At 66.7% G+C, this 25,475-nt stretch carries 17 protein-coding genes; 3 read left to right on the top strand and 14 right to left on the bottom strand.

Annotated features, from left to right (window positions below; translation table 11 throughout):
* Positions 1–77 precede the first annotated feature (77 nt).
* Positions 78–2,837, top strand: a complete 2,760-nt coding sequence (gene acnA, locus J2X06_RS08925) for an aconitate hydratase AcnA (protein WP_310061013.1) — start codon at positions 78–80, stop codon at positions 2,835–2,837.
* A gap of 88 nt (positions 2,838–2,925) precedes the next feature.
* Here the strand turns inward: acnA and J2X06_RS08920 are convergent, their stop codons facing one another.
* Positions 2,926–3,393 carry a nuclear transport factor 2 family protein gene (locus tag J2X06_RS08920; protein ID WP_310061012.1) on the bottom strand — a complete coding sequence of 156 codons (468 nt, stop codon included), beginning with the start codon at positions 3,391–3,393 and terminating at the stop codon, positions 2,926–2,928.
* Positions 3,394–3,573: 180 nt separating this feature from the next.
* On the opposite strand from J2X06_RS08920, the gene J2X06_RS08915 reads away from it, so the two are divergent.
* Both J2X06_RS08915 and J2X06_RS08910 read left to right on the top strand, forming a co-directional pair.
* Positions 3,574–5,256, top strand: coding sequence for a long-chain fatty acid--CoA ligase (locus J2X06_RS08915; RefSeq protein WP_310061009.1), 1,683 nt, complete (start codon positions 3,574–3,576; stop codon positions 5,254–5,256).
* Positions 5,257–5,411: 155 nt separating this feature from the next.
* Positions 5,412–6,278, top strand: a complete 867-nt coding sequence (locus J2X06_RS08910) for a crotonase/enoyl-CoA hydratase family protein (protein WP_310061007.1) — start codon at positions 5,412–5,414, stop codon at positions 6,276–6,278.
* Between the two features lie 32 nt (positions 6,279–6,310).
* Here J2X06_RS08910 and J2X06_RS08905 read toward each other — a convergent pair whose 3' ends face one another.
* The 13 genes from J2X06_RS08905 to dnaJ form a co-directional block, all read right to left on the bottom strand.
* The gene (locus J2X06_RS08905) at positions 6,311–8,500 is read right to left on the bottom strand and encodes an ATP-binding protein (RefSeq protein WP_310061003.1); all 2,190 of its coding nucleotides are present in this window, start codon (positions 8,498–8,500) and stop codon (positions 6,311–6,313) included.
* A gap of 4 nt (positions 8,501–8,504) precedes the next feature.
* Positions 8,505–9,593, bottom strand: a complete 1,089-nt coding sequence (locus J2X06_RS08900; protein WP_310061332.1) for a two-component system response regulator — start codon at positions 9,591–9,593, stop codon at positions 8,505–8,507.
* 61 nt (positions 9,594–9,654) lie between these two features.
* On the bottom strand, positions 9,655–11,172 hold the full coding sequence (gene lysS / locus J2X06_RS08895) for a lysine--tRNA ligase (protein WP_310061000.1): 1,518 nt from the start codon (positions 11,170–11,172) through the stop codon (positions 9,655–9,657).
* Between the two features lie 191 nt (positions 11,173–11,363).
* Positions 11,364–12,492, bottom strand: a protein-coding gene (prfB, locus tag J2X06_RS08890; RefSeq protein ID WP_310060997.1) for a peptide chain release factor 2 whose coding sequence is annotated in 2 segments (ribosomal slippage) — positions 11,364–12,416 and positions 12,418–12,492 — 1,128 coding nt in all. Because the reading frame shifts where the segments join, the coding sequence is not laid out codon by codon here.
* A 74-nt stretch (positions 12,493–12,566) separates the two neighbouring features.
* The gene (locus tag J2X06_RS08885; protein ID WP_310060995.1) at positions 12,567–13,193 is read right to left on the bottom strand and encodes a YkvA family protein; all 627 of its coding nucleotides are present in this window, start codon (positions 13,191–13,193) and stop codon (positions 12,567–12,569) included.
* Between the two features lie 84 nt (positions 13,194–13,277).
* Positions 13,278–14,990, bottom strand: coding sequence for a single-stranded-DNA-specific exonuclease RecJ (gene recJ / locus J2X06_RS08880; protein WP_310060993.1), 1,713 nt, complete (start codon positions 14,988–14,990; stop codon positions 13,278–13,280).
* Positions 14,987–15,955 (bottom strand): phosphoglycerate mutase, encoded by a 969-nt coding sequence (locus tag J2X06_RS08875; protein WP_310060990.1) that lies wholly within the window; start codon positions 15,953–15,955, stop codon positions 14,987–14,989. The genes recJ and J2X06_RS08875 overlap by 4 nt, the downstream gene beginning before the upstream one ends.
* Positions 15,956–15,958: 3 nt before the next feature.
* A complete protein-coding gene (gene greA / locus J2X06_RS08870; RefSeq protein ID WP_310060988.1) occupies positions 15,959–16,435 on the bottom strand; it encodes a transcription elongation factor GreA in 477 nt (158 codons plus the stop codon).
* Between the two features lie 154 nt (positions 16,436–16,589).
* Positions 16,590–19,859, bottom strand: coding sequence for a carbamoyl-phosphate synthase large subunit (gene carB / locus J2X06_RS08865; RefSeq protein WP_310060987.1), 3,270 nt, complete (start codon positions 19,857–19,859; stop codon positions 16,590–16,592).
* Position 19,860: 1 nt separating this feature from the next.
* The gene (gene carA / locus J2X06_RS08860; RefSeq protein WP_310060985.1) at positions 19,861–20,982 is read right to left on the bottom strand and encodes a glutamine-hydrolyzing carbamoyl-phosphate synthase small subunit; all 1,122 of its coding nucleotides are present in this window, start codon (positions 20,980–20,982) and stop codon (positions 19,861–19,863) included.
* A 186-nt stretch (positions 20,983–21,168) separates the two neighbouring features.
* Positions 21,169–21,891 carry a 4-hydroxy-tetrahydrodipicolinate reductase gene (dapB, locus tag J2X06_RS08855; protein WP_310060983.1) on the bottom strand — a complete coding sequence of 241 codons (723 nt, stop codon included), beginning with the start codon at positions 21,889–21,891 and terminating at the stop codon, positions 21,169–21,171.
* A 58-nt stretch (positions 21,892–21,949) separates the two neighbouring features.
* On the bottom strand, positions 21,950–24,121 hold the full coding sequence (locus tag J2X06_RS08850) for a DUF1631 family protein (RefSeq protein ID WP_310060980.1): 2,172 nt from the start codon (positions 24,119–24,121) through the stop codon (positions 21,950–21,952).
* Between the two features lie 154 nt (positions 24,122–24,275).
* Positions 24,276–25,397, bottom strand: a complete 1,122-nt coding sequence (dnaJ, locus tag J2X06_RS08845; RefSeq protein ID WP_310060977.1) for a molecular chaperone DnaJ — start codon at positions 25,395–25,397, stop codon at positions 24,276–24,278.
* Positions 25,398–25,475: the final 78 nt, after the last annotated feature.

The raw sequence follows: 25,475 nt of genomic DNA, 5'->3' as shown, positions 1-25,475 counted from the left end.
CGGCGTCAGCAAGCCATCGTGCCGCCAAGGCCCAGGCCGCGCAGGCACGCCAGCCATAAGCACTGGAGCCCTCCCCCATGTACGACTCCTTCTCCACCCGCCGCCAGCTCGACGTCAACGGCCGCAAGCTGACCTACTTCAGCCTGCCGGCCCTGGGCGAGCGCTTCGACATCAGCCGGCTGCCCTACTCGATGAAGATCCTGCTGGAGAACCTGCTGCGCCACGAGGACGGCGGCCAGACGGTCGGCAAGGATCACATCGAGTCGGTGGCGACGTGGGATCCCAAGGCCGAGCCCGACACCGAGATCGCCTTCATGCCGGCGCGCGTGGTGTTGCAGGACTTCACCGGCGTGCCGTGCGTGGTGGACCTGGCGGCGATGCGCGATGCGGTCACCCGGCTGGGCGGCAGCCCGAAGCAGATCAACCCGCTGATTCCTTCCGAACTGGTCATCGATCACTCGGTGCAGGTCGACGTGTTCGGCCGTTCGGACGCGCTGGATCTCAACGGCAAGATCGAGTTCGAGCGCAACAAGGAACGCTACAGCTTCCTGCGCTGGGGCCAGAAGGCCTTCGATAACTTCAAGGTGGTGCCGCCCAACACCGGCATCGTCCACCAGGTGAACCTCGAACACCTGGCCCGCGTCGTGGTCGAACGCGACGTCGACGGCGAACTGCAGGCATTCCCCGATACCGTCTTCGGCACCGACAGCCACACCACGATGATCAACGGCATCGGCGTGCTCGGCTGGGGCGTGGGCGGCATCGAGGCCGAAGCGGCGATGCTGGGCCAGCCGTCCTCGATGCTCATTCCGCAGGTGGTCGGCTTCAAGCTGACCGGCAGGCTGCCGGAAGGAGCCACCGCCACCGACCTGGTGCTGACCGTCACCCAGATGCTGCGGGCGCTGGGCGTGGTGGGCAAGTTCGTCGAGTTCTACGGCGACGGCCTGCAGCACCTGCCACTGGCCGACCGCGCGACGATCGCCAACATGGCGCCGGAATACGGCGCGACCTGCGGCATCTTCCCGATCGATGCCGAGGCGCTGAACTATCTGCGCCTGTCGGGTCGCAGCAGCGAGCAGATCGCGCTGGTCGAGGCCTATGCCAAGGCACAGGGGATGTGGCACGACGCCCACACCCCGCACGCCACCTACTCGGCGACGCTGGAACTGGACTTGGGCGACGTGAAGCCGTCGCTGGCAGGCCCCAAGCGCCCGCAGGACCGGGTGCTGCTGGAAGACGTCAAGGACAACTTCCACAAGAACCTCGAAGGCCTGACCGCCAACCGCAAGCCTCGCAAGGAAACGCTGGAGCGCCTGGCCGGCGAAGGCGGCGCACAGCCGCAGGCCGAACACCTGGCCGCCAAGCCGAAGTCGAAGATCCGCATCCAGGACCAGGACGCCGATCTGTGCGACGGTTCGGTGGTGATCGCCGCCATCACTTCCTGCACCAACACCTCCAATCCGGCGGTGATGCTCGGTGCCGGCCTGGTCGCGCGCAACGCCGTGAAACTCGGCCTCAAGGCCAAGCCATGGGTGAAGACTTCGCTTGGGCCGGGCTCGCTGGTGGTGACCGACTACCTCAAGAAGGCCGGCGTGCTGGCCGATCTGGAAAAGCTCGGCTTCTACGTCGTCGGCTACGGCTGCACCACGTGCATCGGCAACTCAGGCCCTCTGCCCGACCCGGTGTCCAAGGGCATCGCCGAAAACGAACTGGCGGTGGCCTCGGTGCTGTCGGGCAACCGCAATTTCGAAGGACGCGTGCATCCGGAGGTCAAGATGAACTACCTGGCGTCGCCGCCGCTGGTGGTGGCGTACGCGCTGGCCGGCACCGTCGACATCGACATGACCCGTGAGCCGATCGGGCACACCCCGGACGGAAAGGATGTGTACCTGCGCGACATCTGGCCGACCAACAAGGAGATCGGCGACATCATCTCCGCAACGGTGGGGCCGGAACTGTTCGCGCAGAACTACGCCGATGTGTTCAAGGGCGATTCGCGCTGGAACCAGATCGCGTCGCCGGAGGGTGAATCCTTCCGTTGGGACGGGGAGTCGACCTACATCAAGAACCCGCCCTACTTCGACGGCATCACCATGCAGGTCGGTTCCATCGATGACGTGCGCGGCGCCCGCGTGCTGGGCATGTTCGGCGATTCGATCACCACCGACCACATCTCGCCGGCCGGCAACATCAAGAAGGATTCGCCGGCGGGGCGCTTCCTGATGGAGCGCGGCGTGCAGCCGGCCGACTTCAACAGCTACGGCAGCCGTCGCGGCAACGACGACGTGATGGTGCGCGGCACCTTCGCCAACATCCGCATCAAGAACCTGATGCTCGGCGGCGAGGAAGGCGGCAACACGATCTATCACGGCGCGCACGGCAGCACCGAGAAGCTGTCGATCTATGACGCCGCGATGCGCTACAAGGCCGATGGCGTGCCGCTGGTGGTGCTGGCAGGCAAGGAGTACGGCACCGGCTCGTCGCGCGACTGGGCGGCCAAGGGCACCAACCTGCTCGGCGTGAAGGCGGTGATCGCTGAAACCTTCGAGCGCATCCACCGCTCCAACCTGGTCGGCATGGGCGTGCTGCCCTTGCAGTTCAAGGAAGGAGAAAATGCCCAGAAGCTCGGCCTGGATGGCTCGGAGACCTTCAGCGTGACCGGCCTGCGCGACGGTGCCGCCAAGACCGCCACGGTCATGGCCACCAAGGTCGACGGAACCACCACGCAGTTCGACGTGAGGGTGCTGCTGTTGACGCCGAAGGAAGTGGAGTACTTCCGCCACGGCGGCATCCTGCATTACGTGCTTCGACATCTTGCGGCGAAGAAGACAGCCTGATCCTGATCGGGCGCAAGCCCCGCCCTCGCGCTCAGCGCGAGGGCCTTCGCACAACGTGCGCTTCAGCCGCCCTTGGTTCCAGCCGACCCTACCGCGCCGGCTGGAACTTCGGCGTCCAGCGCACACTGGTCAACCGCCATGTGCCCTCCTCTTCGCGCCACCCGCTCTCCACGTCGTAGACCTGGGCCGAATCGGGCAACACTCCGCCTGCGCCCCCGGTCAGCGCCGCGCTGAAACGTACCGTCGCATACCCCGCCTGCAACGTGACCTCTTCCGGCCCCGTGCGCACCCCGACATCGCGATGCCGCAGGAACAGCACCTGCGCCATGCGGCGTGCCCCTTCGCGATCGAGCCCATCGGGACCGACGAAGTCCTGCGCCAGGTACGATTCCAGTTCTTTCGCATCGCGCTGCTCGATGCTCGCCTGCAGCTCGCTCATGGCCGCTCGCAGGCGCTCCTCCGGCGCGGTTCGCGAACAGCCCAACAAGGCCAGCGCCAGCAGGGCCGGCGCAAGCCAGGCCGGCATCTGCAATCCCGGCCGGGAAGGTTTCAGCATGATGGTTCCTCGACAGCAAGAGACCGCATCCTGACACGACCGCACATCGAGGTCGCCTGCGTTTACCCACCTGAGGCCGCCTTGCCAGCCTCTAGTGCCTATGCTCCAATCCGGGAAAGACCGTACGCCAGCGCATTCGGCAGTGCGGCAATCAACGCGAGAATTACATAGGGGATCGCGATGGGTTTTGAACGTCCGTGGCTTGCGCATTACCCGGCCGGAGTGCCGGCCGAGATCGACGTCGACGAGTATCCCTCCATTGTCTCGGTGCTCGAGAACGCGATCGACAAGTACCGCGACCGCCCCGCCTTCGCCAATCTCGGCCGGGTGCTGACCTACGCCGAGGTCGACCGGCTCAGCGCGCAGTTCGCGGCCTACCTGCTCGGCGAGCTCAAGCTCAAGAAGGGCGATCGCGTCGCGATCATGATGCCCAACTGCCTGCAGTACCCCATCGCGACGTTCGGCATCCTGCGCGCCGGCCTGACCGTGGTGAACACCAACCCGATGTACACGGCGCGCGAGCTCAAGCACCAGCTCGCCGACTCCGGCGCCAGTGCGATCCTCGTGCTCGACAACTTCGGCCATACCGTGCAGGAGGTCCTCGCCGATACCCAGGTCAAGCAGGTCATCACCACCGGCCTGGGCGACATGCTCGCCATGCCCAAGGGCGCGATCGTCAACTTCGTGCTGAAGTACGTGAAGAAGATGGTGCCGGACTACAACATCCCCGGCGCGATCCGCTTCAAGGACGCCCTCACCCTCGGCCAGATGCGCAAACTGCCCGAGATCGAGATCACTCCGGACGACATCGCCTTCCTGCAGTACACCGGCGGCACCACCGGCGTGGCCAAGGGCGCGATGCTCACCCATCGCAACCTCGTGGCCAACATGCAGCAGGCCGCGGCGTGGATCGGCACGAACGTGAAGTACGGCGAGGAGATCATCATCACCGCGCTGCCGCTGTACCACATCTTCGCGCTGACGGCGAACGGGCTGGTCTTCATGAAGTTCGGCGGCCTGAACTACATGATCACCAATCCGCGCGACATGCACGGCTTCGTGAAGGAGCTCAAGAAGGTTCCATTCACCGCGATCACCGGCGTCAACACGCTCTTCAACGGCCTGCTCAACACGCCCGGCTTCGACCAGATCGACTTTTCCAAACTGCACCTGACCCTGGGCGGCGGCATGGCGGTGCAGCGTTCGGTGGCCGAACGCTGGAAGCAGGTCACCGGCACGACGCTGGTCGAGGCCTATGGCCTGACCGAGACCTCGCCGGCGGCCTGCATCAATCCGATGGACCTGGCCGATTACAACGGCGCGATCGGCCTGCCGATCCCCTCCACCGACGCCTGCCTGAAGGACGAGGCCGGCAATGCGATGACACAGATCGGCGACGTCGGCGAGCTGTGCATCAAGGGGCCCCAGGTCATGAAGGGCTACTGGCGCCGTCCGGAAGAGACCGCCAACGTCATCGACGCCGACGGCTGGCTGCACACCGGCGACATGGCGCGCATGGACGAAAAGGGGTTCTTCTACATCGTCGACCGCAAGAAGGACATGATCCTGGTGTCGGGCTTCAACGTGTACCCCAACGAGGTCGAGGATGTGATCGCGATGATGCCCGGAGTGCTCGAAGTGGCCGCGGTGGGCGTGGCCGACGAGAAGTCCGGCGAGGCTGTGAAGGTCGTGATCGTGAAGAAGGACCCGTCGTTGACCGCCGAGCAGGTCAAGGCGCATGCCCGCGAACACCTGACCGGCTACAAGCACCCACGCTTCGTCGAATTCCGCACGGAACTGCCAAAGACCAACGTCGGCAAGATCCTGCGCCGGGAGTTGCGCGACGCGCCGGCCGGCAACTGAGTCCCTGCCGCTCGGTAGTCCCCGAAAGCCCCTCCCCGCCGGAGGGGCTTCCTTTTTGGCCGTGGCTGGGGTGTAGCATCGGAACGTGTGGGCCATAACAAGCCGTCCGCCGCCCACCCACCCTGCCTTGCGGGCGGCACAATGGGGACTGCCAAATGAGCACCATCGAGAAGCTGCACCGCACGCGCAACTACGCGACCCTGCGGGTCGAGTCCGACCCTGCGGGCGATACGCACTGGATGTACATGCACGACGATATCGGTCGTGGAGTGCGCCCGTGTTTTCGTACCGAACTCATGGACGACATGTGGAGCTTCCTCTCGTCGATCACGTTGCGCGAAGGCCAGCGCCAGCCCGGTCGTTTGCGTCATGTGGTGCTCGGCTCCGCCGCTTCGGCTTTCAACCTCGGCGGCGATCTCGATCTGTTTTCCAAGCTGATCCGCGGCAACAACCGCGAACACCTGCTCGCGTACGCGCGCCGCTGCATCGACGGTGTCTACCACTTGCACAACGGTCTGGGCGGCGACGTGCGCACTATCGCGCTGGTTCAAGGCGATGCGCTGGGCGGTGGCCTTGAACTCGCGTTGTCCTGCCACACCATCGTCGCCGAGGAAGGCGTCGACATGGGTTTGCCGGAAGTGCTGTTCGGCCTGTTCCCGGGCATGGGCGCCTATTCGTTCCTGTGCAAGCGCATGTCGCCGCAGATGGCCGAGAAGCTCATCCTCGAAGGCTCCATCCTCACCAGCGACGAGATGCACCGCATGGGCGTGGTCGACGTGCTCGTGCCCAAGGGCCAGGGCGAGGCGGCCGTGCAGGATCTGATCCGCCAGCAGCAGCGTTCGCCGCACGCCCATCTGGCCATGAACGCCGTGCGTGGCATCTCGCAGCCGGTCGGCTACGACGAGCTGATGGGCATCACCGAAGTGTGGGTGGATACGGCCCTGGCGCTGGGCGAGAAGTCGCTGCGCACAATGGAACGCATCGTCCGCGCACAGACCCGCCGTTCGTCACTGGCCGCCTGATGGGTCGAGCGGGCCGCATGCCGGCCCGCCCCTCAGGATGAGCGCTCGTCGCCGCCACGGGCACCACGTGCCCGTTCGCGCGCTTCGAGCGCCGCCTTGCCTTGGGCAAGGCGTTCGTTGAGGCCGCCCAGACGCTGGCGCCACTCGCGTGCGACCTGCCAGTCCGCAAGCCGCATCAGTTCGCCGCTGACGGCCGCCAGCTTGATCAGGCCCAGATTGCTGGAGACGCCCTTGAGCGCGTGAGCCTGCTCGCGCACCCGCTCCCAGTCGTCGTGTTCGCCCGCCTGCATCAGCGCGGTGACGCAACCGTCGGCATCGCGCAGGCATTGCGCGATGAACTCGCGCTCGAAGCCATCGCCCATGCCCAGCGCGCCCAGTTCGTCCAGTACCGAAGGATCGAACGTGCCGTCGCTGACCGGCAATTCGCTGCGCACGCTGGTGACCGGTGCAGAACTGCGGCCCTTCGATGCGATTTCGGCCAGCGTGTCCAGAAGTCGCGCGGTCGCCACCGGCTTGGCCAGGAAGGCCCGGGCTCCGGCCTGTTCGCAGGCGCCGATCGATTCGGGCGTAACGTCGGCGCTGAGCACGATGACCGGCGTGCGCCGCGCACTACCCGCCTCCATGATCCGCAATTGCCGCAACAGGTCCAGGCCGCTGATTCCGGGCATGTGCAGGTCGGCGATGACGGCGTCGTAGTCCGACGTCTCCAGGGCGTTGAGGACTTCCTCGCCGCCTTCCACGCAAACAGCACGATGCCCGGCCTTCTGCAGCAGGCGCTGCAGGACCATGCGGTTGGCGGCATGGTCGTCGGCCACCAGCACCTGCAGGCTGCGCACGCGGGCGCGATGGCGCAGGAACGGATCGGAGAACGCGATGATGTTTTCCTGCGCTTCGCTTTCGACCCGTTCCGTCCTGCCCGGCGCGACGGGCACGGCAACGGGGTCGACGCGCACCTCGACGCGCTGGAACGCCTGGAACGGCAACTCGACCCAGAAGCGGCTGCCGCGCTGTTCGGTGCTCTCGAAGCCGATGCTGCCACCCATCGCTTCGGTGAGGCCCTTGGCGATCGTCGTACCCAGGCCCGTGCCGCCATAGCGTCGGGCCAGGCTGACGTCGGCCTGCTCAAAGGCCTCGAACAGGCGCTTCTGCGCGGCCATCGGGATGCCGATGCCGGTATCGGTCACGGTGAAACGCAGGCGGACGCGGTCGTTCTCCTGGCGCGAGATGGCCACGTCCAGGCGCACTGAGCCGCGGTCGGTGAACTTGACCGCATTGCCCGCCAGGTTGATCAGCACCTGGCGCAGGTGTCCCACGTCACCCAGCAGCCGGTCGGGCACATCGCCGGCCACCTGCACGTCGAAGCGCAACTGCTTGGCCTTCGCCTGCGGCTGCAGGATCATCGAGATGCCCTGCCCAAGTTCGCGCGGCGAAAACTCGACCAGGTTGAGCTTGAGTTTGCCGGCTTCGATGGCCGAGATATCCAGCACGTCCTCGACCAGCGCCAGCAGGCTTCGCGTCGAGGCCTGGATGGTGTTGAGGCATTCGCGTTGTTCGGGGTCCAGGCGCGTGGTCGCCAGCAACTCGGACATGCCCGCGAGCCCGTTGAGGGGCGTGCGGAACTCGTGGCTCATGTTGGCCAGGAACCGGCTCTTGGCCTCGTTGGCGCGGCGCGCCTCGTCGGTCGCGCGCGTCAACGCGCGCAGCAGGCCCGACAGGTAGAACGGGATCGCGACCAGGCCGATCAACAGGCCCACTGCCAGCACGCGGTTGCGTATCCAGTAGTCGTTGAGCTCGATGACCACGCCGAAGCTGATGAAGGCCATCGCCACGGCGGCATTGAGGTAGTTGCTGCCATAGCGCAGGCCGTTGCCGACCGTCACCCACATCAGGATCACGTACACCCAGGCCAGCGGCTCGCCCATGTGGACCATGGCCAATCCCATCAGGCCATAGTCGGACAACATGCCGATCATGCGGCGCACGTGCGAGGGGCCGGGCGATGCGAAGATCCAGACGATCAGCACCATGCCCACGGTGAAACCCATCTCCACCATGTGCAGGACGTTGACGTATTCCTCGCGCGGCAGGTTGCCGCCCGCGCCCCGCACCAGCATGTAGACCAACACCACCAGCAGGACGGCGATGCGGACGAACGCCTGCCCGTGCTCGCTATCGCTGCGCTGCGCCAGCCGATCACGCATCCAGGACAGGGGGTGCCTCATGCGGCTATTCCATACCCGGACGCGCCGAGCTGGCTGAATAGCGCTGGCAGATCTCCTCCAGGCGCGAGCGTCCCCGGATCATGGCATCCACGCAGCGCGGGTCGAACAGCCGCCCACGCTGGGCATAGAGGTAGCCCATGGCGGCGTCCATGTCCCAGGCCTTCTTGTACGGGCGAGGCGACAGCAGCGCGTCGAACACGTCCGCCACGGCCACGATCCGGGCTTCCAGCGGGATCTCCTCGCCGATCAGGCCGTCAGGGTAACCGCTGCCGTCGTAACGCTCATGGTGGCGCAGCGCGATCACCGCGCCGGCCTGGATGAAGCGGTTCTGGCTGCCGCTCAGCAGTTCATGACCGATCTTCGGATGGCGCCGCATCACGGCGGTTTCCTCGTCGGTGAGCGGACCGGCCTTCATCAGCACCGCGTCGGGAATGGCGATCTTGCCGATGTCGTGAAGCGGCGCGGACATCTCGATCATCCGCACCTCGTCCTCGAACATGCCTAGTTGCTCGGCGATGAGGCCGGCGACATGCGCCATGCGTTCGAGATAGGCGCTGGTGCCGGTGTCGCGGTACTCGATGGCGCGGGCCAGGCGCGACAGCGTCTCGCGCTCGCGCTCCTCGACCTCGTGCATGCTCGACAGCAGGCGCTGTTCCAGCGACAACGCACGCTGCTTGACGTTCTCGGACTGCTGGCGCAGTTGCAGCAGGTTGCGGCAACGGGCGCGCAGTTCGCGCGGCCTCACCGGCTTGACGAGGAAGTCGATGACACCGGCATCGAGCGCGGCCTGGCGCACCGGCTCGTCGCCGACCACGGTCACCAGGATGATGGGGATGTCGCGGTGCAGTGGCAGGCGGCGAAAGCGGCGGGCGAACTCCAGACCGTCGATGCCCGGCATGCGGTAGTCGAGCAACAGCAGGTCGGGCTGGTTGGATTCGCACCACGACAATGCGTGGCCCGGCTCGCCGAAGTCGTGTACGGCCAACTCGGGTGCGATGTCCTCGATGATGTGGCGCAGCATCGTGCGCGCCGAGGTCTGATCATCGACGATGACTACGTTCACGCTTGCACCCGCATGGGGCCACCCCCTCAGTGGCGTATGCGAGCAGGATACCCTGCCTCACGGCCGCTGGCACTTGGCGGGATGAGGGGGGTCAGCCGCCGGCCTCCGGGCGCATGTACGGGAACAGCAGCACGTCGCGGATCGAGGCCGAACCCGTCATCAGCATGACCAGGCGGTCGATGCCGATGCCCAGTCCGCCGGTCGGCGCCAGACCCACCTCCAGCGCCCGGATGTAGTCGGCGTCGAAATGCATGGCCTCGTCGTCCCCGCCTTCCTTGGCCTCGACCTGGGCCTGGAAACGGGCCGCCTGGTCTTCCGGGTCGTTCAACTCGGAGAAGCCGTTGGCGATCTCCTTGCCGTTGATGAACAGCTCGAAGCGGTCGGTCAGCTCCGGGTCGTTGTCGTTTGCGCGTGCCAGCGGGCTCACCTCGACCGGATGGTCGGTGATGAAGGTCGGCTGGACCAGGGTGTGCTCGACGGTCTTCTCGAAGATCTCCAGCAGCAGCTTGCCCCAGCCATAGCCCGGCTTGACCGGCAGCCTCAGGCGGGCGCAGTGGGTGCGCATCTTCTCGAGGTCGCGCAGGTCCTCGCGCTTGATCTCGGGGTTGTGTTCGAGCACCGCGTCGGTCATGGACCAGCGACGGAACGACGGGCCAAGGTCGATGTCGCTGCCTTCCCAATGCAGTTGCGTGGTGCCCAGCACGTCGCGGGCGACGTCGCGGATCACGCCCTCGGTCAGGTCCATGATCTCGGTGTAGGTGGCGTAGGCCTCGTACAGCTCGAGCATGGTGAACTCGGGGTTGTGCCGGGTCGACACGCCCTCATTGCGGAAGTTGCGGTTGATCTCGTAGACCCGCTCCAGGCCGCCGACGACCAGGCGCTTGAGGTAAAGCTCCGGCGCGACTCGCAAGTACAGATCCAGGTCCAGCGCGTTGTGGTGCGTTTCGAACGGCTTGGCCGCGGCGCCGCCGGGGATGTAATGCATCATCGGCGTCTCCACTTCAAGGAAGCGGCGCGTGTCCAGCCAGGCACGCATGGCGCGGATGATCTTGGAACGCTTGACGAAGACCTCGCGCGATTCCGGCGTGACGATCAGGTCCACGTAGCGCTGGCGATAACGCTGTTCGACGTCGGCCAGGCCATGGAACTTGTCCGGCAGCGGCCGCAGCGACTTGGTCAGCAGGCGCAGCGCATCGGTCTTGACCGACAGTTCGCCGGTCTTGGTGCGGGTGAGCACGCCTTCGGCGGACACGATGTCGCCGACGTCCCAGCCCTTGAACGACTCGTAGGTCTCGCCCAGCACATTGGCCTGCAGGAACAGCTGGATGCGACCCGACTCATCCTGGATCTGCACGAAGCTGGCCTTGCCCATCACGCGCTTGAGCAGGATGCGACCGGCCACCGCCACGCGATGGCCCTTGGCCTCCAGCGCCTCGGCCGTCCACTGCTCGGCGTCCGCATAGGCGGCCTGCAGGTCGCCGGCGTAGTCGGCGCGGCGGAAATCATTGGGAAACGCCACGCCCTGCCCGCGCAGCGCCGTGAGTTTGGCGCGACGCTCGGCGATCAGATGGTTCTCGTCGATATGCGTCGGAGGCGTGTGTTCGGTCATGGTCGTGGTTACGCTTTGGGATTGCGGGCTGGGATTGCCTGGGAAGAGTACTTGCGGCGCGGTGTCTTTGCTTGCGGTCGTCATCCCCGCGAAAGGGGGACCCAGCGTCGTAAACCGGACTAGTCGTAAACCGGACTACTTGTTGGATTCCCGCTTTCGCGGGAATGACGAGCGCATTGGTGACGCCGCGATCAAACGGCGTCGGCGCGTTTCGATCCGACCTCGAGGCCGGACTTCAGGCTGGCCTCCACGAACTCGTCCAGGTCTCCGTCGAGCACCTTCTGCGTGTCGCTGCGCTCGATGCCGGTGCGCAGGTCCTTGATGCGACTCTGGTCGAGCACGTAGTTGCGGATCTGGCTGCCCCAACCGATGTCGGACTTGGTGGCTTCGACCGCATCACGCTCGGCGTTGCGCTTCTGGATTTCCAGTTCGTACAACTTGGCGGCCAGCATCTTCATCGCGTTGTCGCGATTCTGGTGCTGGCTGCGGCCGGTCTGGCAGGCAACGACTATTCCGGACGGAATGTGCGTGATTCGCACAGCCGATTCGGTCTTGTTGACGTGCTGGCCACCGGCGCCGGAGGAGCGATAGACATCGGTGCGCAGGTCGGCCGGGTTGATGTCGATGTCGATGTTGTCATCAACTTCCGGCGACACGAACACCGAAGTGAAGCTGGTGTGGCGGCGGTTGTCGGAGTCGAACGGCGACTTGCGCACCAGGCGGTGCACGCCGGTTTCCGTCTTGAGCCAGCCGTAGGCGAAGTCGCCCTCGACGCGCAACGTGGCCGACTTGATGCCGGCTACGTCGCCGCCGCTGACTTCCATCAACTCGGTCTTCCAGCCTCGCGATTCGCACCAGCGCAGGTACATGCGCAGCAGGATCTCGGCCCAGTCCTGGGCTTCGGTGCCACCGGCGCCGGCCTGGATGTCGACGAACGCGTTGGCCGCGTCCATCTTGCCGGAGAACATGCGGCGGAACTCGAGCTTCTCGACCTCCTTGGCGTAGCGCTCGACGTCGTCGACCACGGCCAGCGCGGTGCCCTCGTCGTCCTCCATTTCAGCCAGCTCGAGCAATTCGCCCGCGCCGACGAGACCTTCGGTGAGGTTGCGGATGCCGTCGACGACCTTTTCCAGCGAAGAGCGCTCACGGCCCAGGCCCTGGGCACGCTCGGAGTCGTTCCAGATGTCGGGGCTTTCGAGTTCGCGGTTTACCTCTTCGAGACGTTCGACTTTGCCGTCGTAGTCAAAGATACCCCCTAAGCGAATCCAGCCGACCGGTGAGGTCGGCGATGCGCTGGCGGACGGGATTGAGTTCGATCATGTCCGGTCTTAGTCGATCAGAGAAACCGGAGAGTCTAACAAACCGCCCACGCCAGCGCCCTCGCCCCGCTCCCGTCAGCCGAACTTGAACAGCCCCGGGCGCCAGCCGCCGGTGTAGCTGGTGCTTGCCGCGCCGTAGCCGCTGCTGCTGCCATAGCCGGTGCCGAAGCCGGAGCCGCCCTCGCGCCCGCGACGCCGGCGCATGCGGTCCTGCAGCTCTTCGCGGCGGCTGTCCAGCCAGTCGGCGCGGCCCACGGTGTCGGGCTTCAACCCCCGCCGGTCGGCCTCACGCTGGCGGTATTCGATGAAATCGGCGTAGGCGTCGATCTCATGGCGCAGCTCCCGTGCGCACAGCTCGATCATGATCGCGTCGTCGAGGAATCCCAGCACCGGCACGTGGTCCGGGATGGCATCGCCGGGGACCGAGAAATACGTCAGGGCAGAACGAACGTGCTGTGCGTCCTCACCGGACAACGCCCAGCCTTCGTCGCGGATCATCGCGATCAGCGTGTCCAGCAGCAGCAGGCGCTGCTTGACGAACTCCGGTGGCTCGCTCTGCTGCGCCTTCTCGAGCAGGTCCATCGCCCCCTGCACGACCTCCTGGTTGGACTTGCCTTCGCCCAGCTCGCGGGCCTTGTCGATCGCGCGATTGAAGTGCTCGAGGTCCTTGTCGGACAACTCGATGTTGACGGTCAGTGGCATGACGGACGCTCTCCTGGGGCGGGTATCCATTCAGCCTAGGTCCGCGTTCGTTGAATCCGTGTCAATTCGTGCCACCGCCCCCGCTCAGCCTTCGCGGTGCGTCACCACCAGCTGGACGGCCTGGCCGCCGCGGTAATCGTCTGGCTCCATCCGGTAGGCGATGCGGATCCGGGCAGACGGGGCCTCCCCGGTCCAGCCGCCGAACTCGATGGCGTTCAGGCGCCTGCCGCCCATGCCAAGTTCGAGCTTGAGATGCCGCTCGCCGACCACGCGCCAGGCCAGCACCTCGAATTCGCCGTCGAATTGCGGCTCGGGAAATCCCTGCCCCCAGGGCCCGCCGTCGCGCAGCGCTTCGGCGCAGGGTCGATCGAATTCATCCGCCGACAGTTCGCCATCGCTGAGCACGTCCGCCTGCAGCAGTTCCGGGGTCAGCGCGGCGGCCGCGCACTGGCGGAAGGCATCGACGAAGGCCGGAAGGTCCTCGGCGCCCAGCGACAGTCCGGCGGCCATGGCGTGGCCTCCGAAGCGCTCGATCAGGTGTGGGTGACGTGCGGCCACATCGGCCAGCGCATCGCGGATATGAAAGCCCGGGATCGACCGGGCCGATCCGCGCAGTCGTTGGCTGCCCGGCTCGGCCGGGGCAAAGGCGATGACGGGCCGGTGGAGGCGCTCCTTCATCTTCGAAGCGACCAGGCCGACTACGCCCGGATGCCACTCCGGATCGAACAGGCAAACCGCGATCGGTGCCCCCACTTCCGTCAGTGCAACACGCGACAACGCCAGTTCGGCCTCGTCGGTCATCTGCTGCTGCACGGCGCGGCGCTCGCCGTTGATCTCATTGAGCGTGGCGGCAATCCCACGGGCCTGGCCGGGGTCGTCGGTCAGCAGGCACTCGATGCCCAGCGCCATGTCTTCGAGCCGGCCGGCGGCGTTCAGGCGCGGTCCGACCGCATAGCCGATGTCGCCCGCGGTCAACCGCCGCGCATCGCGCTGGGAGACTTCGATGAGGGCATTGAGCCCGGCGCAGCCCTGCCCCGCGCGCAGGCGGCGCAATCCGGCGGCCACCAGGGCGCGGTTGTTGGCATCCAGCGGAACCAGGTCGGCCACCGTGCCGACCGCGACCAGATCCAGCAGCGTGGACAGGTCGGGGCCTGGGCCCTCGAAAGCGCCCTGCTCCCGCAGGCGGCGTCGCAGCGCCAGCAGCACGTAGAACATCACGCCGACGCCGGCCAGGGCCTTGCTCGGGAACGCGTCGCCGCGCAGGTTCGGATCGACGATCGCGTCGGCCGGCGGCAGTTGTTCGCCCGGCAGGTGGTGGTCGGTGACCAGCACTTGCCACCCTCGCGCCTTCGCTGCCGCAATGCCCGCATGGCAGGCGATACCGTGGTCGACGGTGACCAGCAGGTCCGGTTGCAGCGCGGCCAGTTCGTCGACGAGCGCGGGCGACAGTCCGTAGCCATGGACGATGCGGTTCGGCACCGCGTGCGACATACGGCGCGCACCGAGCATGCGCAGGCCGCGCACGCCCACCGCGCAGGCGGTGGCGCCGTCGCAGTCGAAGTCGCCGACCACGACGATATGGCGATCGTCCGCCATGGCTTGCGCCAGCAAGGCGGTGGCCTCGTCCAGGCCACCCATGCCGTCTGGCGGCAGCAGGTGGGCGAGGCGTGGCTGCGCCTGCTCGATGCAGGTCGCGCCGCGGGCGGCGTAGAGACGACGCAGCAACGGCGACAAGGTCTCGGGCCATTGGCCCGGTTCGCGGATCTCGCGACGCCTCAGTCTCGCGATGGGCTTCATTCGGCCCCTGACTCGACGCCTGCGGCGACGAACGAGTGCAACGGCCGGCGCCAGAAGCGCCAGCGCTGGCCCCGGCGCAGGGTGTAGATCGCGCCGTCGGCGAAGTCGAAGCGCAGGTCATCGACCTCGCCTGTCGCCAGCGCCGCCAAGGCCGGTGCGAACCAATCGCACTCGAGCACCGCAAGATCGCGCGCATCGCGAAGGTCGAACAGGGCGCTGGTTGCTTCGATGCGCCAGCGCTGCGGGCGCGCGACGACCTGCGCCTGTGCCAGCGCCGCCAGCGCTGCCAGCGTCTCTTCGTCGCTGGCCACACGGTCAAAGCGACACGTGACGTGATCGGGAAGCTTGCCCGCGCCCCAGAACCACAGCGAATTCACCGGCGCCAGTCCGGCGGCGATGCGCTGCTGGTTGAGCGGATGGTTGTGCAGCACCACCTGCGCCTCACTGAGCAGGGCACGCCAGCGCCGTCCCTCGTCGCCTGCCGGCAGGTGCTCGAACAGATCGGCGCCCAATGCATCCTCGGGCGCGATGAAGGACGGAAGCTTCGCGCCTTCGGGCAGGCGCAGGTACCACCGGGAAGGCTCGGGCGCGTCGATCGGGAAACCGGCGTCGCCGAACAGGGGCTTCAACGGCCGCAGCAGCGCTTCCGCGTCGGCCGCGCGCAACTCCAGGGCGCGTCCGTACGACAACAGGCGCGCACCGTTGATGTCGGGCTGTACATACGCCGGATCGGCACGCAGCCAGACCGCATTGGCGGCATCGCCGGCATCGCGCTGTCGCGCCGCGGCCGCCACCGGCCAACCGCGCGGTAGCACGTCCACGGCCCGCGCCAGCTGGTTGCCGTCATGCGCCGACAGATCGTGCCGAACAAGATCGGCGCGAGCCAAAGCGCGGCCGGTCGCCTCCGACAGGCGCTGGCCGCCGAAACGCGACCGGACTGGCAGCAGCAGCGTGGCCGAGGCCATCAATCAGCCGGCGTAGGTCACGCCGACGATTTCGTACTCGCGGATTCCGCCCGGCGCCTCGATCGTGACGCTGTCGCCTTCGTGCTTGCCGATCAGCGCACGCGCCACCGGCGAGGAAATGGCGATGAGGCCCAGTTTGATGTCGGCTTCCAGGTCGCCCACGATCTGGTACGTCCTGGGCTCGTCGCTTTCCACGTCGGCCAGATCGACCGTCGCGCCGAACACCACGCGCGAACCGGCGTTGAGCGAGGAAACGTCGATGACCTGCGCATGCGACAGCTCGGCTTCGAGCTGCTTGATTCGACCTTCGATGAAGCCCTGCTGCTCGCGCGCGGCGTGGTACTCCGCGTTCTCCTTGAGGTCGCCATGCGCACGCGCTTCGGCGATCGCATTGATCACCGCCGGGCGCTTGACCGACTTCAGTTCTTCGAGTTCGGCGCGCAGACGTTGCGCGCCCTTCAAGGTAATGGGTGCTCGCATTGCAATACATCCTCGTGCCGGCGCAAGCCAGCGCAATTCTTCACAGGTACGGCCGGCCCATCACCCGTGGTTCTGGGGCCGACGATCAGGGGAGATTGTGCACGGAAGCCGGCTAGCCGTCATTCCTGGCGGGAATGACGGCGCCGGTCCGCAGTCAGGCAGCGGCGACGCCGGTCGCTGCGCCCTGCAGTTCCGCGTGCAGTTCCTGCAACGACCAGACCGGGCCGGTGCCGCGGTAGTCGAGCGAGTTCACCAGCGCACGCGCACCGGATACGGTGGTCGAGTACGTGACGCGGTGCTGCAGCGCCTCTCGGCGGATCGAGAACGAATCGTTGATGGCCTGGCGGCCCTCGGTCGTGTTGACGATGTAGACGATCTCGCCGTTCTTGATCAGGTCGACGACGTGCGGACGGCCTTCGGTGACCTTGTTGATGCGCTCGCAGGCCAGGCCGTGGGCCGTCAGGAAGGCGTGGGTGCCCTCGGTGGCGACCAGCTTGTATCCACGCTTGGCCAGGTCTTGCGCGACAGACAGCACGCGCACCTTGTCCGGATCGCGCACCGAGACGAACACCTTGCCGCCCTGCGGCAGCGCCTTGATGCCGCCGGCTTCCTGCGCGCGCGCCATCGCCGCGCCGAAGTTGCGGCCCACGCCCATCACCTCACCGGTCGAGCGCATTTCCGGTCCGAGGATCGGATCGACGCCCTGGAACTTGGCGAACGGGAAGATCGCTTCCTTGACCGAGTAGTACTCCGGCACGATCTCCCCGGTCGCACCCTGCGCGGCCAGCGTCTGGCCGACCATGCACCGCGCCGCGATCTTGGCCAGCGCCATGCCGGTGGCCTTGGACACGAACGGCACGGTGCGCGACGCGCGCGGGTTCACTTCGATCAGGTAGATGGTGTCCTTGCCCTGCTCGTCGAAGGTGATCGCGAATTGGGTGTTCATCAGGCCCACGACCTTCAGCGACTTGGCCAGCGCGACGACCTGCTCGCGCAGCTTGTCCTGGATCGCCGGGGTCAGCGAGTACGGCGGCAGCGAGCAGGACGAATCGCCCGAATGCACGCCGGCCTCCTCGATGTGCTCCATCACGCCGCCGATCAGCACGTGGCCGTCCTTGTCGGCAATGACGTCGACGTCGACTTCCACTGCGTTGTCGAGGAAGCGGTCCAGCAGCACCGGCGAGTCGTTGGACACCTTCACCGCGTCGCGCATGTAGCGCTGCAGGTCGGTGTCGGCATGGACGATTTCCATGGCGCGGCCGCCCAGCACATAGCTCGGGCGCACCACCAGCGGGTAGCCGATCTGCGAGGCCAGCACCACCGCCTCTTCCGGATTGCGCGCGGTGCGGTTGAGCGGCTGCGCCAGGCCCAGGTCCTGCACCAGCTTCTGGAAGCGTTCGCGGTCCTCGGCCAGGTCGATGCTGTCCGGCGAGGTGCCGATGATGGGCACGCCATTGGCCTCGAGTGCCCGCGCCAGCTTCAGCGGGGTCTGGCCGCCGTACTGGACGATCACGCCCTTGGGCTTTTCCAGGTCCGCGATTTCCAGCACGTCCTCGAGCGTCAGCGGCTCGAAATACAGGCGGTCGGAGGTGTCGTAGTCGGTGGAGACCGTCTCCGGGTTGCAGTTGACCATGATGGTTTCATAGCCGTCCTCGCGCAGGGCGAGCGCGGCATGCACGCAGCAGTAGTCGAACTCGATGCCCTGGCCGATGCGGTTGGGACCGCCGCCGAGCACGATGATCTTGTCGCGGTTGCTAGGGTTGGCTTCGCACTCGTCCTCGTAGGTCGAGTACATGTAGGCGGTGGTGGTGGCGAACTCCGCCGCGCACGAGTCCACGCGCTTGTACACCGGGCGCACGCCGAAGGCGCGGCGCAACGTGCGCACCGCGGTCTCGTCGGTGCCGGTCAACTGGGCCATGCGCGCGTCGGAGAAACCCATGCGCTTGAGCGCGCGCATGCGGTGCTTGTCGAGCGAGGACAGGCCCGCATCGGCCAGCGCCTTCTCGGCGGCGATGATCTCTTCGATCTGGTCGAGGAACCACGGATCGACGAACGACAGCGCGTGCACGTCCTCCACGCTCATGCCGGCGCGGAACGCGTCGCCGATGTGGAACATGCGCTCCGGGCCCGGCTCCTTGAGCTCGCGCCGCAGCTTGGTCAGGTCGTCCTCGCTGGTGACGTCCAGGCCGGTCGGGTCGAGGCCGACCTTGCCGGTCTCCAGGCCGCGCAGCGCCTTCTGCAGCGACTCCTGGAAGGTGCGGCCCATCGCCATCACCTCGCCCACCGACTTCATCTGCGTGGTCAGGCGCGCATCGGCCTGCGGGAACTTCTCGAAGGCGAAACGCGGGATCTTGGTGACGACGTAATCGATCGTCGGCTCGAACGACGCCGGCGTGGCGCCGCCGGTGATCTCGTTGCGCAGCTCGTCCAGCGTGTAGCCGACGGCCAGCTTGGCGGCGATCTTGGCGATCGGGAAGCCGGTCGCCTTCGATGCCAGCGCCGAGGAACGCGATACGCGCGGGTTCATCTCGATGACGACGACGCGACCGTCCTTGGCGTTGATGCCGAACTGCACGTTGGAGCCGCCGGTATCGACGCCGATCTTGCGCAGCACGGCGATGGAGGCATCGCGCAGGCGCTGGTATTCCTTGTCGGTCAGGGTCTGTGCCGGGGCGACGGTGATCGAGTCACCGGTGTGCACGCCCATCGCGTCGAAGTTCTCGATCGAGCACACGATGATGCAGTTGTCCGCCTTGTCGCGGACCACTTCCATCTCGAACTCTTTCCAACCCAGCACCGACTCCTCGACCAGGATCTCGTGCACGGGCGAAAGCTCGAGGCCGCGCTTTGCGATCTCCTCGAACTCTTCCTTGTTGTAGGCGATGCCGCCGCCGGTGCCGCCGAGCGTGAACGACGGGCGGATGATGGTCGGGTAGCCGACCTTGGTCTGGATCTCGACGGCCTGCTCGAAGTTCCTGGCGACCTCGGCCTTCGGGCATTCCAGGCCGATGTCGGCCATGGCGACGCGGAACAGCTCGCGATCCTCGGCCATGCGGATGGCGTCGCGCGAGGCGCCGATCAGCTCGACGTTGTACTTCTCGAGCACGCCGTTGTCGGCCAGGTCGAGCGCGCAGTTCAGTGCGGTCTGGCCGCCCATCGTCGGCAGCAGCGCGTCGGGCTTTTCCTTGGCGATGATCTTCTCGACCGTCTGCCAGTTGATCGGCTCGATGTACACGGCGTCGGCCATGTTCGGGTCGGTCATGATCGTCGCCGGGTTGCTGTTGACCAGCACCACGCGGTAGCCCTCGTCACGCAGGGCCTTGCAGGCCTGGGCGCCGGAGTAGTCGAACTCGCAGGCCTGGCCGATCACGATCGGACCGGCGCCAATGATCAGGACGGTTTTGATATCGGTGCGCTTTGGCATATCAGCGGTTCTCCATCAGCGCAACGAAGCGGTCGAAAAGTGGGGAAACGTCATGCGGGCCCGGGCTTGCTTCCGGGTGGCCCTGGAAGCTGAAGGCCGGCGCGTCGGTCAGGGCGATGCCCTGGTTGCTGCCGTCGAACAGCGAGCGGTGCGTGACGCGCACGTTGCCCGGCAGCGTGCCTTCGTCCACCGCGAAACCATGGTTCTGCGAGGTGATCATCACGCGGCCGCTGTCGAGGTCCTGCACCGGGTGGTTGGCACCGTGGTGGCCGAACTTCATCTTCAGCGTCTTCGCCCCCGAGGCCAGGCCGAGCAGCTGGTGGCCGAGGCAGATGCCGAAGGTCGGGATCCTGGCGGCGATGAATTCGCGGATCGCAGCGATCGCGTAGTCGCAGGGCTCCGGATCGCCGGGGCCGTTGGACAGGAACACGCCGTCGGGCTTGAGTGCGAACACATCGGCAGCGGAAGTCTGCGCCGGCACCACCGTCAGGCGGCAGCCGCGTTCAGCCAGCATGCGCAGGATGTTGTGCTTGACGCCGTAGTCGTAGGCCACGACGTGGAATTTCGGCTCGGCGTGGACGAACTCGTTGCGATCCAGGTCGAGCTGGCCGTCGCGCCATTCATAGCGATCGCGCGTGCACACTTCCTTGGCCAGATCCATGCCCTTCAGGCCCGGGAACTTGCGAGCGGCTTCCAGCGCCTTGCCGACGTCGATCTCGCCGGCCATCAGCGCGCCGTTCTGCGCACCACGGTCGCGCAGCAGGCGCGTCAGCTTGCGGGTGTCGATATCGGCGATGGCAACGATGCCGCGCGCTTTGAGCCACTGGGGCAGCGAAACCTGACTGCGCCAGTTGCTGGGGCGGCGCGGCACGTTGCGGACGATCAGGCCGGCGGCCCAGGCCTTCGTGGACTCGTCGTCCTGGTCGGTGCAGCCGGTGTTGCCTACATGGGGATAGGTCAGCGTGACCAGCTGGCGGGCGTACGAGGGATCGGTGAGGATTTCCTGGTAGCCGGTGATCGCGGTGTTGAATACGACTTCGCCGACCGAAAGGCCGGGCGCGCCTACGGAAACGCCCTCGAAGATGGTGCCGTCTTCGAGCGCGAGGATTGCGGGATGGGTCACGGAGGTCGCCTTTGCTGCCGGGGGGTGCTGACCCCGTCCGATAGCGCAGACGCCGGCAAAACCGGGCTGCAGCAAAACGCGGACGCGGTGCGGGACCGGTCCGACGGAGGGGTTCAGGCGAGCCGGAATTCTAGCGGGCCGGCGCCGGTAACGCCAGCGTCATATCGCCTACGGGGGCGAAAACGTTCAGGCCAACAGATCCCGCAAACGGTAGGCACCCGGTGCGCGTCCAGCCAACCTGACTGCGGCATGGAGTGCTCCTCGCGCGAAGATGTCGCGGTTGGTGGCGCGGTGGTTGAGTTCGATGCGCTCGCCCAGCGTGGTGAACTGAACGAAGTGCTCGCCGACGATGTCGCCGGCACGCAGCGACTGATACCGGGGGTGGGCACCGCCCTGCTCCGCGCTGGCACCCAGCGCCAGCGCCGTTCCGGATGGCGCGTCCTTCTTGTGGACGTGGTGCGATTCGACGATGTCGCAGTCCCATCCCGGCAACGCCGCGGCGGCCCGCTCGACCAGTTCGTTGAGTACCGCCACGCCGAGGCTGAAGTTCGCCGCCCACAGCAGCGGTATGCGTCCGGCGGCGGCCGTCAGGGCCTCTCGCTGTTCCGCTTCCAGGCCCGTGGTGCCGGATACCAGCGCGGCCCTGCGCTCGTCGCACAGGTGCAGGATCGCGTCGAAACCTTCAGGAAGGCTGAAGTCGATCGCGGCATCGAATTCGGGCGCCCCCGACAGTTCGGCCACGGCGAAATGCGCGACGCCATCGACCACGCGCTGCGCCGGCTGCGAACGCGACACGGCAGCCACCACGACCAGGTCGTCGCGCTCGCTCGCCAATCGCAACAAGGCCTGGCCCATGCGGCCGGAGGCGCCGTGGATCAGCAGGCGGACGGGGGCATGTGCTTCATTCATGCGCGAAGGCTACCGGCTGACGCCGTCGCGCGACAAGGGACGTATCGACATGGAGCCGTCAGGCGACGGCTTCGGCTTCCTTCTTCAAGCGTCCCAGCACCTGGTGCATGGCGTTGTCGAAGACCGTATCGCCCTCGCGCAGTTGCACACGCCCCAGCTTCGCCAGCGCGGCCAGTTCTTCCGCCGATGCCACCAGCAGCCGGATGCCACGGCGGTTGACGAACAGCAGGCGCGCGGAGATCGGACTGATCCAGGACACCTTCGCCGGTTCCGTGCGGCCGGTCTCGGAGGTCAACTGCAGCCAGGTGCCGACCTCCAGTGCGCGCATGCGTTCGGCCATCGCCGGGTCGTAGTCCAGCGCCGCGGTCGCGTCGACGACGGACAACAACGGTTCGGGCGGCGTGACCGCTACCGGCTGGGCCGGGCGCTCGGGCAACTGCGCCGCACTCGCCGAAACCTCGTCGCCGATGACCAGTTGCTCCAGCGTGCGCTGCATCGTGACCAGCGCGCTGTCGGCCGAATCGCCGATGCAGCCCGAGCTGGCCATGATCGTCTGCAACACCGCGCGATCCAGCGCCGGCTGCCGCTCCAGGGGCACACCCAGCTCGGCCATGTCATAGGCCGCGAGCAGCCCGGCGACCGCGCGCAGCGCATCGCCATAACGCGGCGAGTCCTTGCCTTCGCGCAGGATCACCTGCGTGAGGTGGTGCCCGACGTAGTGGGTGACGAAATCGTCCAGGGCCGGAGGCAGCCTGCGGTCGCCACGACAGTTGAGCAGGTCCACCGAGGCCTCGACGCGGGCCTGCTCCAGCCGCTCGCGTCCGCGCTGCGATTCGGCAGCGCGCTTCTCGGCCAGTTCCACGCGCTTGCGGTGCTGGTCCATGAAGGCGCGCAGCTCGGTCTCGAGCGTCTCGAAGATCGCGGTGTCTTCGTTGAACTCGGTGACCAGCCGATCGATCGTGGTATCGACACGATCGAGCAGCTCGCGCTCCTGCGGACCATCGCCATGGTTGCCCTCGCAGGCCTCGGCCACGGCGTTGAGCAGGCGCCGCGCCGGATGCCCCTTGTAGAGGAACATGCGGCGGTCCTTGACCGCCACCTTCACGTAAGGCACCAGCAGGCGGCCTATCTTGCGGCGCACCTCCGGCTCGAAGTCGCGATCGTCCAGCAGCACGTCGAACAGCATGCCGACCAGGTCCAGCGCGTCCTCGTCGTGGTTGGACAGGTGCACGCGCTCTCCGCCCAAGCCGAGGCGTCGCGCATTCGACAGCACTTCGTTGCGCAACTGCTCTGCCAGCGACTGACGGCCGTCGCCGATCGCCTGGTCGAGGCTGCGCGGCGGCTCGTTCTGCATCAGCGACAGCACCGACATCACCTCGACATCGCGCAGTCGCGGCACTTCCGGGCCCGCCTGCGTCATGGGACCGCCGGTCACGCGGGTCCGCCAGGATTGCAGCAACCCCACCAGGCTGGAGAACAGCGTCTGATCGGCCGGTGCCGGGCTCGTGTCCTGCATCGAATCGGAAGCGACGGCTCCCGCTGCCACGTCGGAGTGTTGCGGCGCAGGAGCAGGCGGCGCGATCGGCACCACGGGATCGAGTCGAGGCAGGATGCCGGCGGCCGCGAGCCGCTCGTTGGCGCGGTCGTATAGCCCCTTCAGCGCATTGCCGAGTTCACGCTCGAAGAACTTGAAGAGCGCGATGTGCACGCTGGCGGAGAGCTCCGTCCCGCTGACGGCACTGCGCATGGCCGAGGCGAGCGAGGCAGGACTGATGGGGTTGTCGGCCGGCGTGATGGCCGGACGTTCGAGCAGCGAGGCCAGGCGCGCGTCCAGCCGCTTCAGCGCCGCCGCATGCAGTCGCGTCAGGCCGTCGATCATCTGCTCGTCGGCCAGTTGCTGTTCCAGCGCGGACTCGTCGACAAGGCTGAGTTCCACTGCACCGGTCTTGACCGTCGGGGCAGCGCCGGAAGCGCGTCGGAATCCTTCGATCAGCGCTTGCTCGAAACGTTGTGCGACCTGCGCACGGGCCCGGCGCAGGTCGCGCAGGGCGGTGAGTTCGGCGCTCTCGCTGCCGGCAGTGCTGCGGTCGAACAGGTAGTCGTCGACACGGCGCAGCGCAGCGTCCAGGGCGGGAACCAACTGTTCAAGCGAAATCTGTTGCAGACCGGCGAGCAGCAGGCTTGGATCCCGTGCCCCCAACGTCGGTGTTTCTTGCAGGGTAATGGTCATTTGGGCGCGCGCAGTACGTCCGGCGCCATGCTAGCCGTCTACCCCCACGGCAATGGTTGATGGCCGTCAAGGTCTACTCGCCGGCCATCCTGTGCAACCTGCCGCTTGTCGTCAAAGGCGGTCAACCTGTGACGCGCAGCGGCAAAACCATTCCTCAGGACGACGTCATGCGGTCCCAGAAACCCTTCACGCCATCGAGGAAGGTCGACGAACGTGGCGAGTGGCGACGCGCGCCGTCACCGACGAAGGTCGCCTCGAACTTCTCCAGCAGCTCGCGCTGCTCGGTGGTGAGGTTGACCGGCGTCTCGACCACGACCCGGCAGTAGAGATCGCCCGGCGCGCGACTGCGCACCGACTTGACGCCTTTGTCGCGCAGTCGGAACAACTTGCCGCTCTGGGTTTCCGCCGGGACGCGCAGTTCCACATCGCCCTCCAGGGTCGGCACGCGAATGGAGTCGCCGAGCGCGGCCTGGGAGATACGGATCGGCACTTCGCAGTGCAGGTCGTCGCCGTCGCGCTGGAAGATCTCGTGCTCGCGCACGCGCACTTCGACGTACAGGTCGCCAGGAGGCGACCCGGCCGGACCGGCCTCGCCTTCGCCCGCCAGGCGGATGCGGTCGCCGTTGTCGACGCCGGCCGGAATCTTGACCTGCAGGGTCTTGGTGCGCTCGACGCGCCCCTGCCCGTGGCAGTCGACGCACGGGTTCTGGATGGTCTTGCCGCGTCCGCCGCAATGCGGGCAGGCCTGCTGCATCGAGAAGATGCCCCGCTGGAACCGCACCTGGCCGCGACCGTGACAGGTCTCGCAGGTCTCGAGCTTGCCGTCGGCCGAGCCGCTGCCGTTGCAGGTATCGCACTCGTCGAGGGTCGGGATCTCGATCTGCTTCTCGATGCCGGCGACCGCTTCCTCCAGCACCAGCTCCATGACGTAACCGATGTCCGCGCCGCGACGCGGACCTCGCGCGGCACCTCCGCCAAAAATGTTGCCGAAGATGTCGCCGAAGATGTCGCCCATGTCGGCGTAACCGCCGCCACCACCGCCCATGCCGTGCTCGAACGCGGCGTGGCCGTGCTGGTCGTAGGCGCGACGCTTGCCGCTGTCGGACAGGACCTCATAGGCCTCCTTGCATTCCTTGAAGGCAGCTTCGGAGGTCGTATCGCCCGCATTGCGGTCCGGATGGTATTTCATCGCGCAGCGGCGATAGGCCTTTTTCAGGTCATCGTCGCTGGCGTCGCGGGCCACGCCCAGGACTTCGTAATAGTCGCGCTTGCTCATGGTCGAAATCGGATGTTGAGGACACGTCCCGGTCGTTGTCGAAAACAGAAGAGCAAGGCCAGCGCCCTGCTCTTCCGT

It is taken from the genome of Lysobacter niastensis, assembly GCF_031457115.1.
Classification (GTDB): Bacteria; Pseudomonadota; Gammaproteobacteria; order Xanthomonadales; family Xanthomonadaceae; genus Lysobacter_J; species Lysobacter_J niastensis_A.
The sequence above is the reverse complement of the archived record's forward strand: the minus strand, read 5'-3'. Positions and strand labels throughout refer to the sequence as shown.

Excerpts from the sequence above, each read along its gene's own strand:
- acnA (WP_310061013.1), top strand. The coding sequence starts at position 78 with ATGTACGACTCCTTCTCCACCCGCCGCCAGCTCGACGTCAACGGCCGC.
- J2X06_RS08910 (WP_310061007.1), top strand. The coding sequence starts at position 5,412 with ATGAGCACCATCGAGAAGCTGCACCGCACGCGCAACTACGCGACCCTG.
- J2X06_RS08885 (WP_310060995.1), bottom strand. The coding sequence starts at position 13,193 with ATGCCACTGACCGTCAACATCGAGTTGTCCGACAAGGACCTCGAGCAC.
- recJ (WP_310060993.1), bottom strand. The coding sequence starts at position 14,990 with ATGAAGCCCATCGCGAGACTGAGGCGTCGCGAGATCCGCGAACCGGGC.
- J2X06_RS08850 (WP_310060980.1), bottom strand. The coding sequence starts at position 24,121 with ATGACCATTACCCTGCAAGAAACACCGACGTTGGGGGCACGGGATCCA.
- dnaJ (WP_310060977.1), bottom strand. The coding sequence starts at position 25,397 with ATGAGCAAGCGCGACTATTACGAAGTCCTGGGCGTGGCCCGCGACGCC.
- lysS (WP_310061000.1), bottom strand. The coding sequence starts at position 11,172 with ATGACCGAACACACGCCTCCGACGCATATCGACGAGAACCATCTGATC.
- J2X06_RS08920 (WP_310061012.1), bottom strand. The coding sequence starts at position 3,393 with ATGCTGAAACCTTCCCGGCCGGGATTGCAGATGCCGGCCTGGCTTGCG.
- J2X06_RS08915 (WP_310061009.1), top strand. The coding sequence starts at position 3,574 with ATGGGTTTTGAACGTCCGTGGCTTGCGCATTACCCGGCCGGAGTGCCG.
- dapB (WP_310060983.1), bottom strand. The coding sequence starts at position 21,891 with ATGAATGAAGCACATGCCCCCGTCCGCCTGCTGATCCACGGCGCCTCC.
- J2X06_RS08905 (WP_310061003.1), bottom strand. The coding sequence starts at position 8,500 with ATGAGGCACCCCCTGTCCTGGATGCGTGATCGGCTGGCGCAGCGCAGC.
- J2X06_RS08875 (WP_310060990.1), bottom strand. The coding sequence starts at position 15,955 with ATGGCCTCGGCCACGCTGCTGCTGCCAGTCCGGTCGCGTTTCGGCGGC.
- carB (WP_310060987.1), bottom strand. The coding sequence starts at position 19,859 with ATGCCAAAGCGCACCGATATCAAAACCGTCCTGATCATTGGCGCCGGT.
- greA (WP_310060988.1), bottom strand. The coding sequence starts at position 16,435 with ATGCGAGCACCCATTACCTTGAAGGGCGCGCAACGTCTGCGCGCCGAA.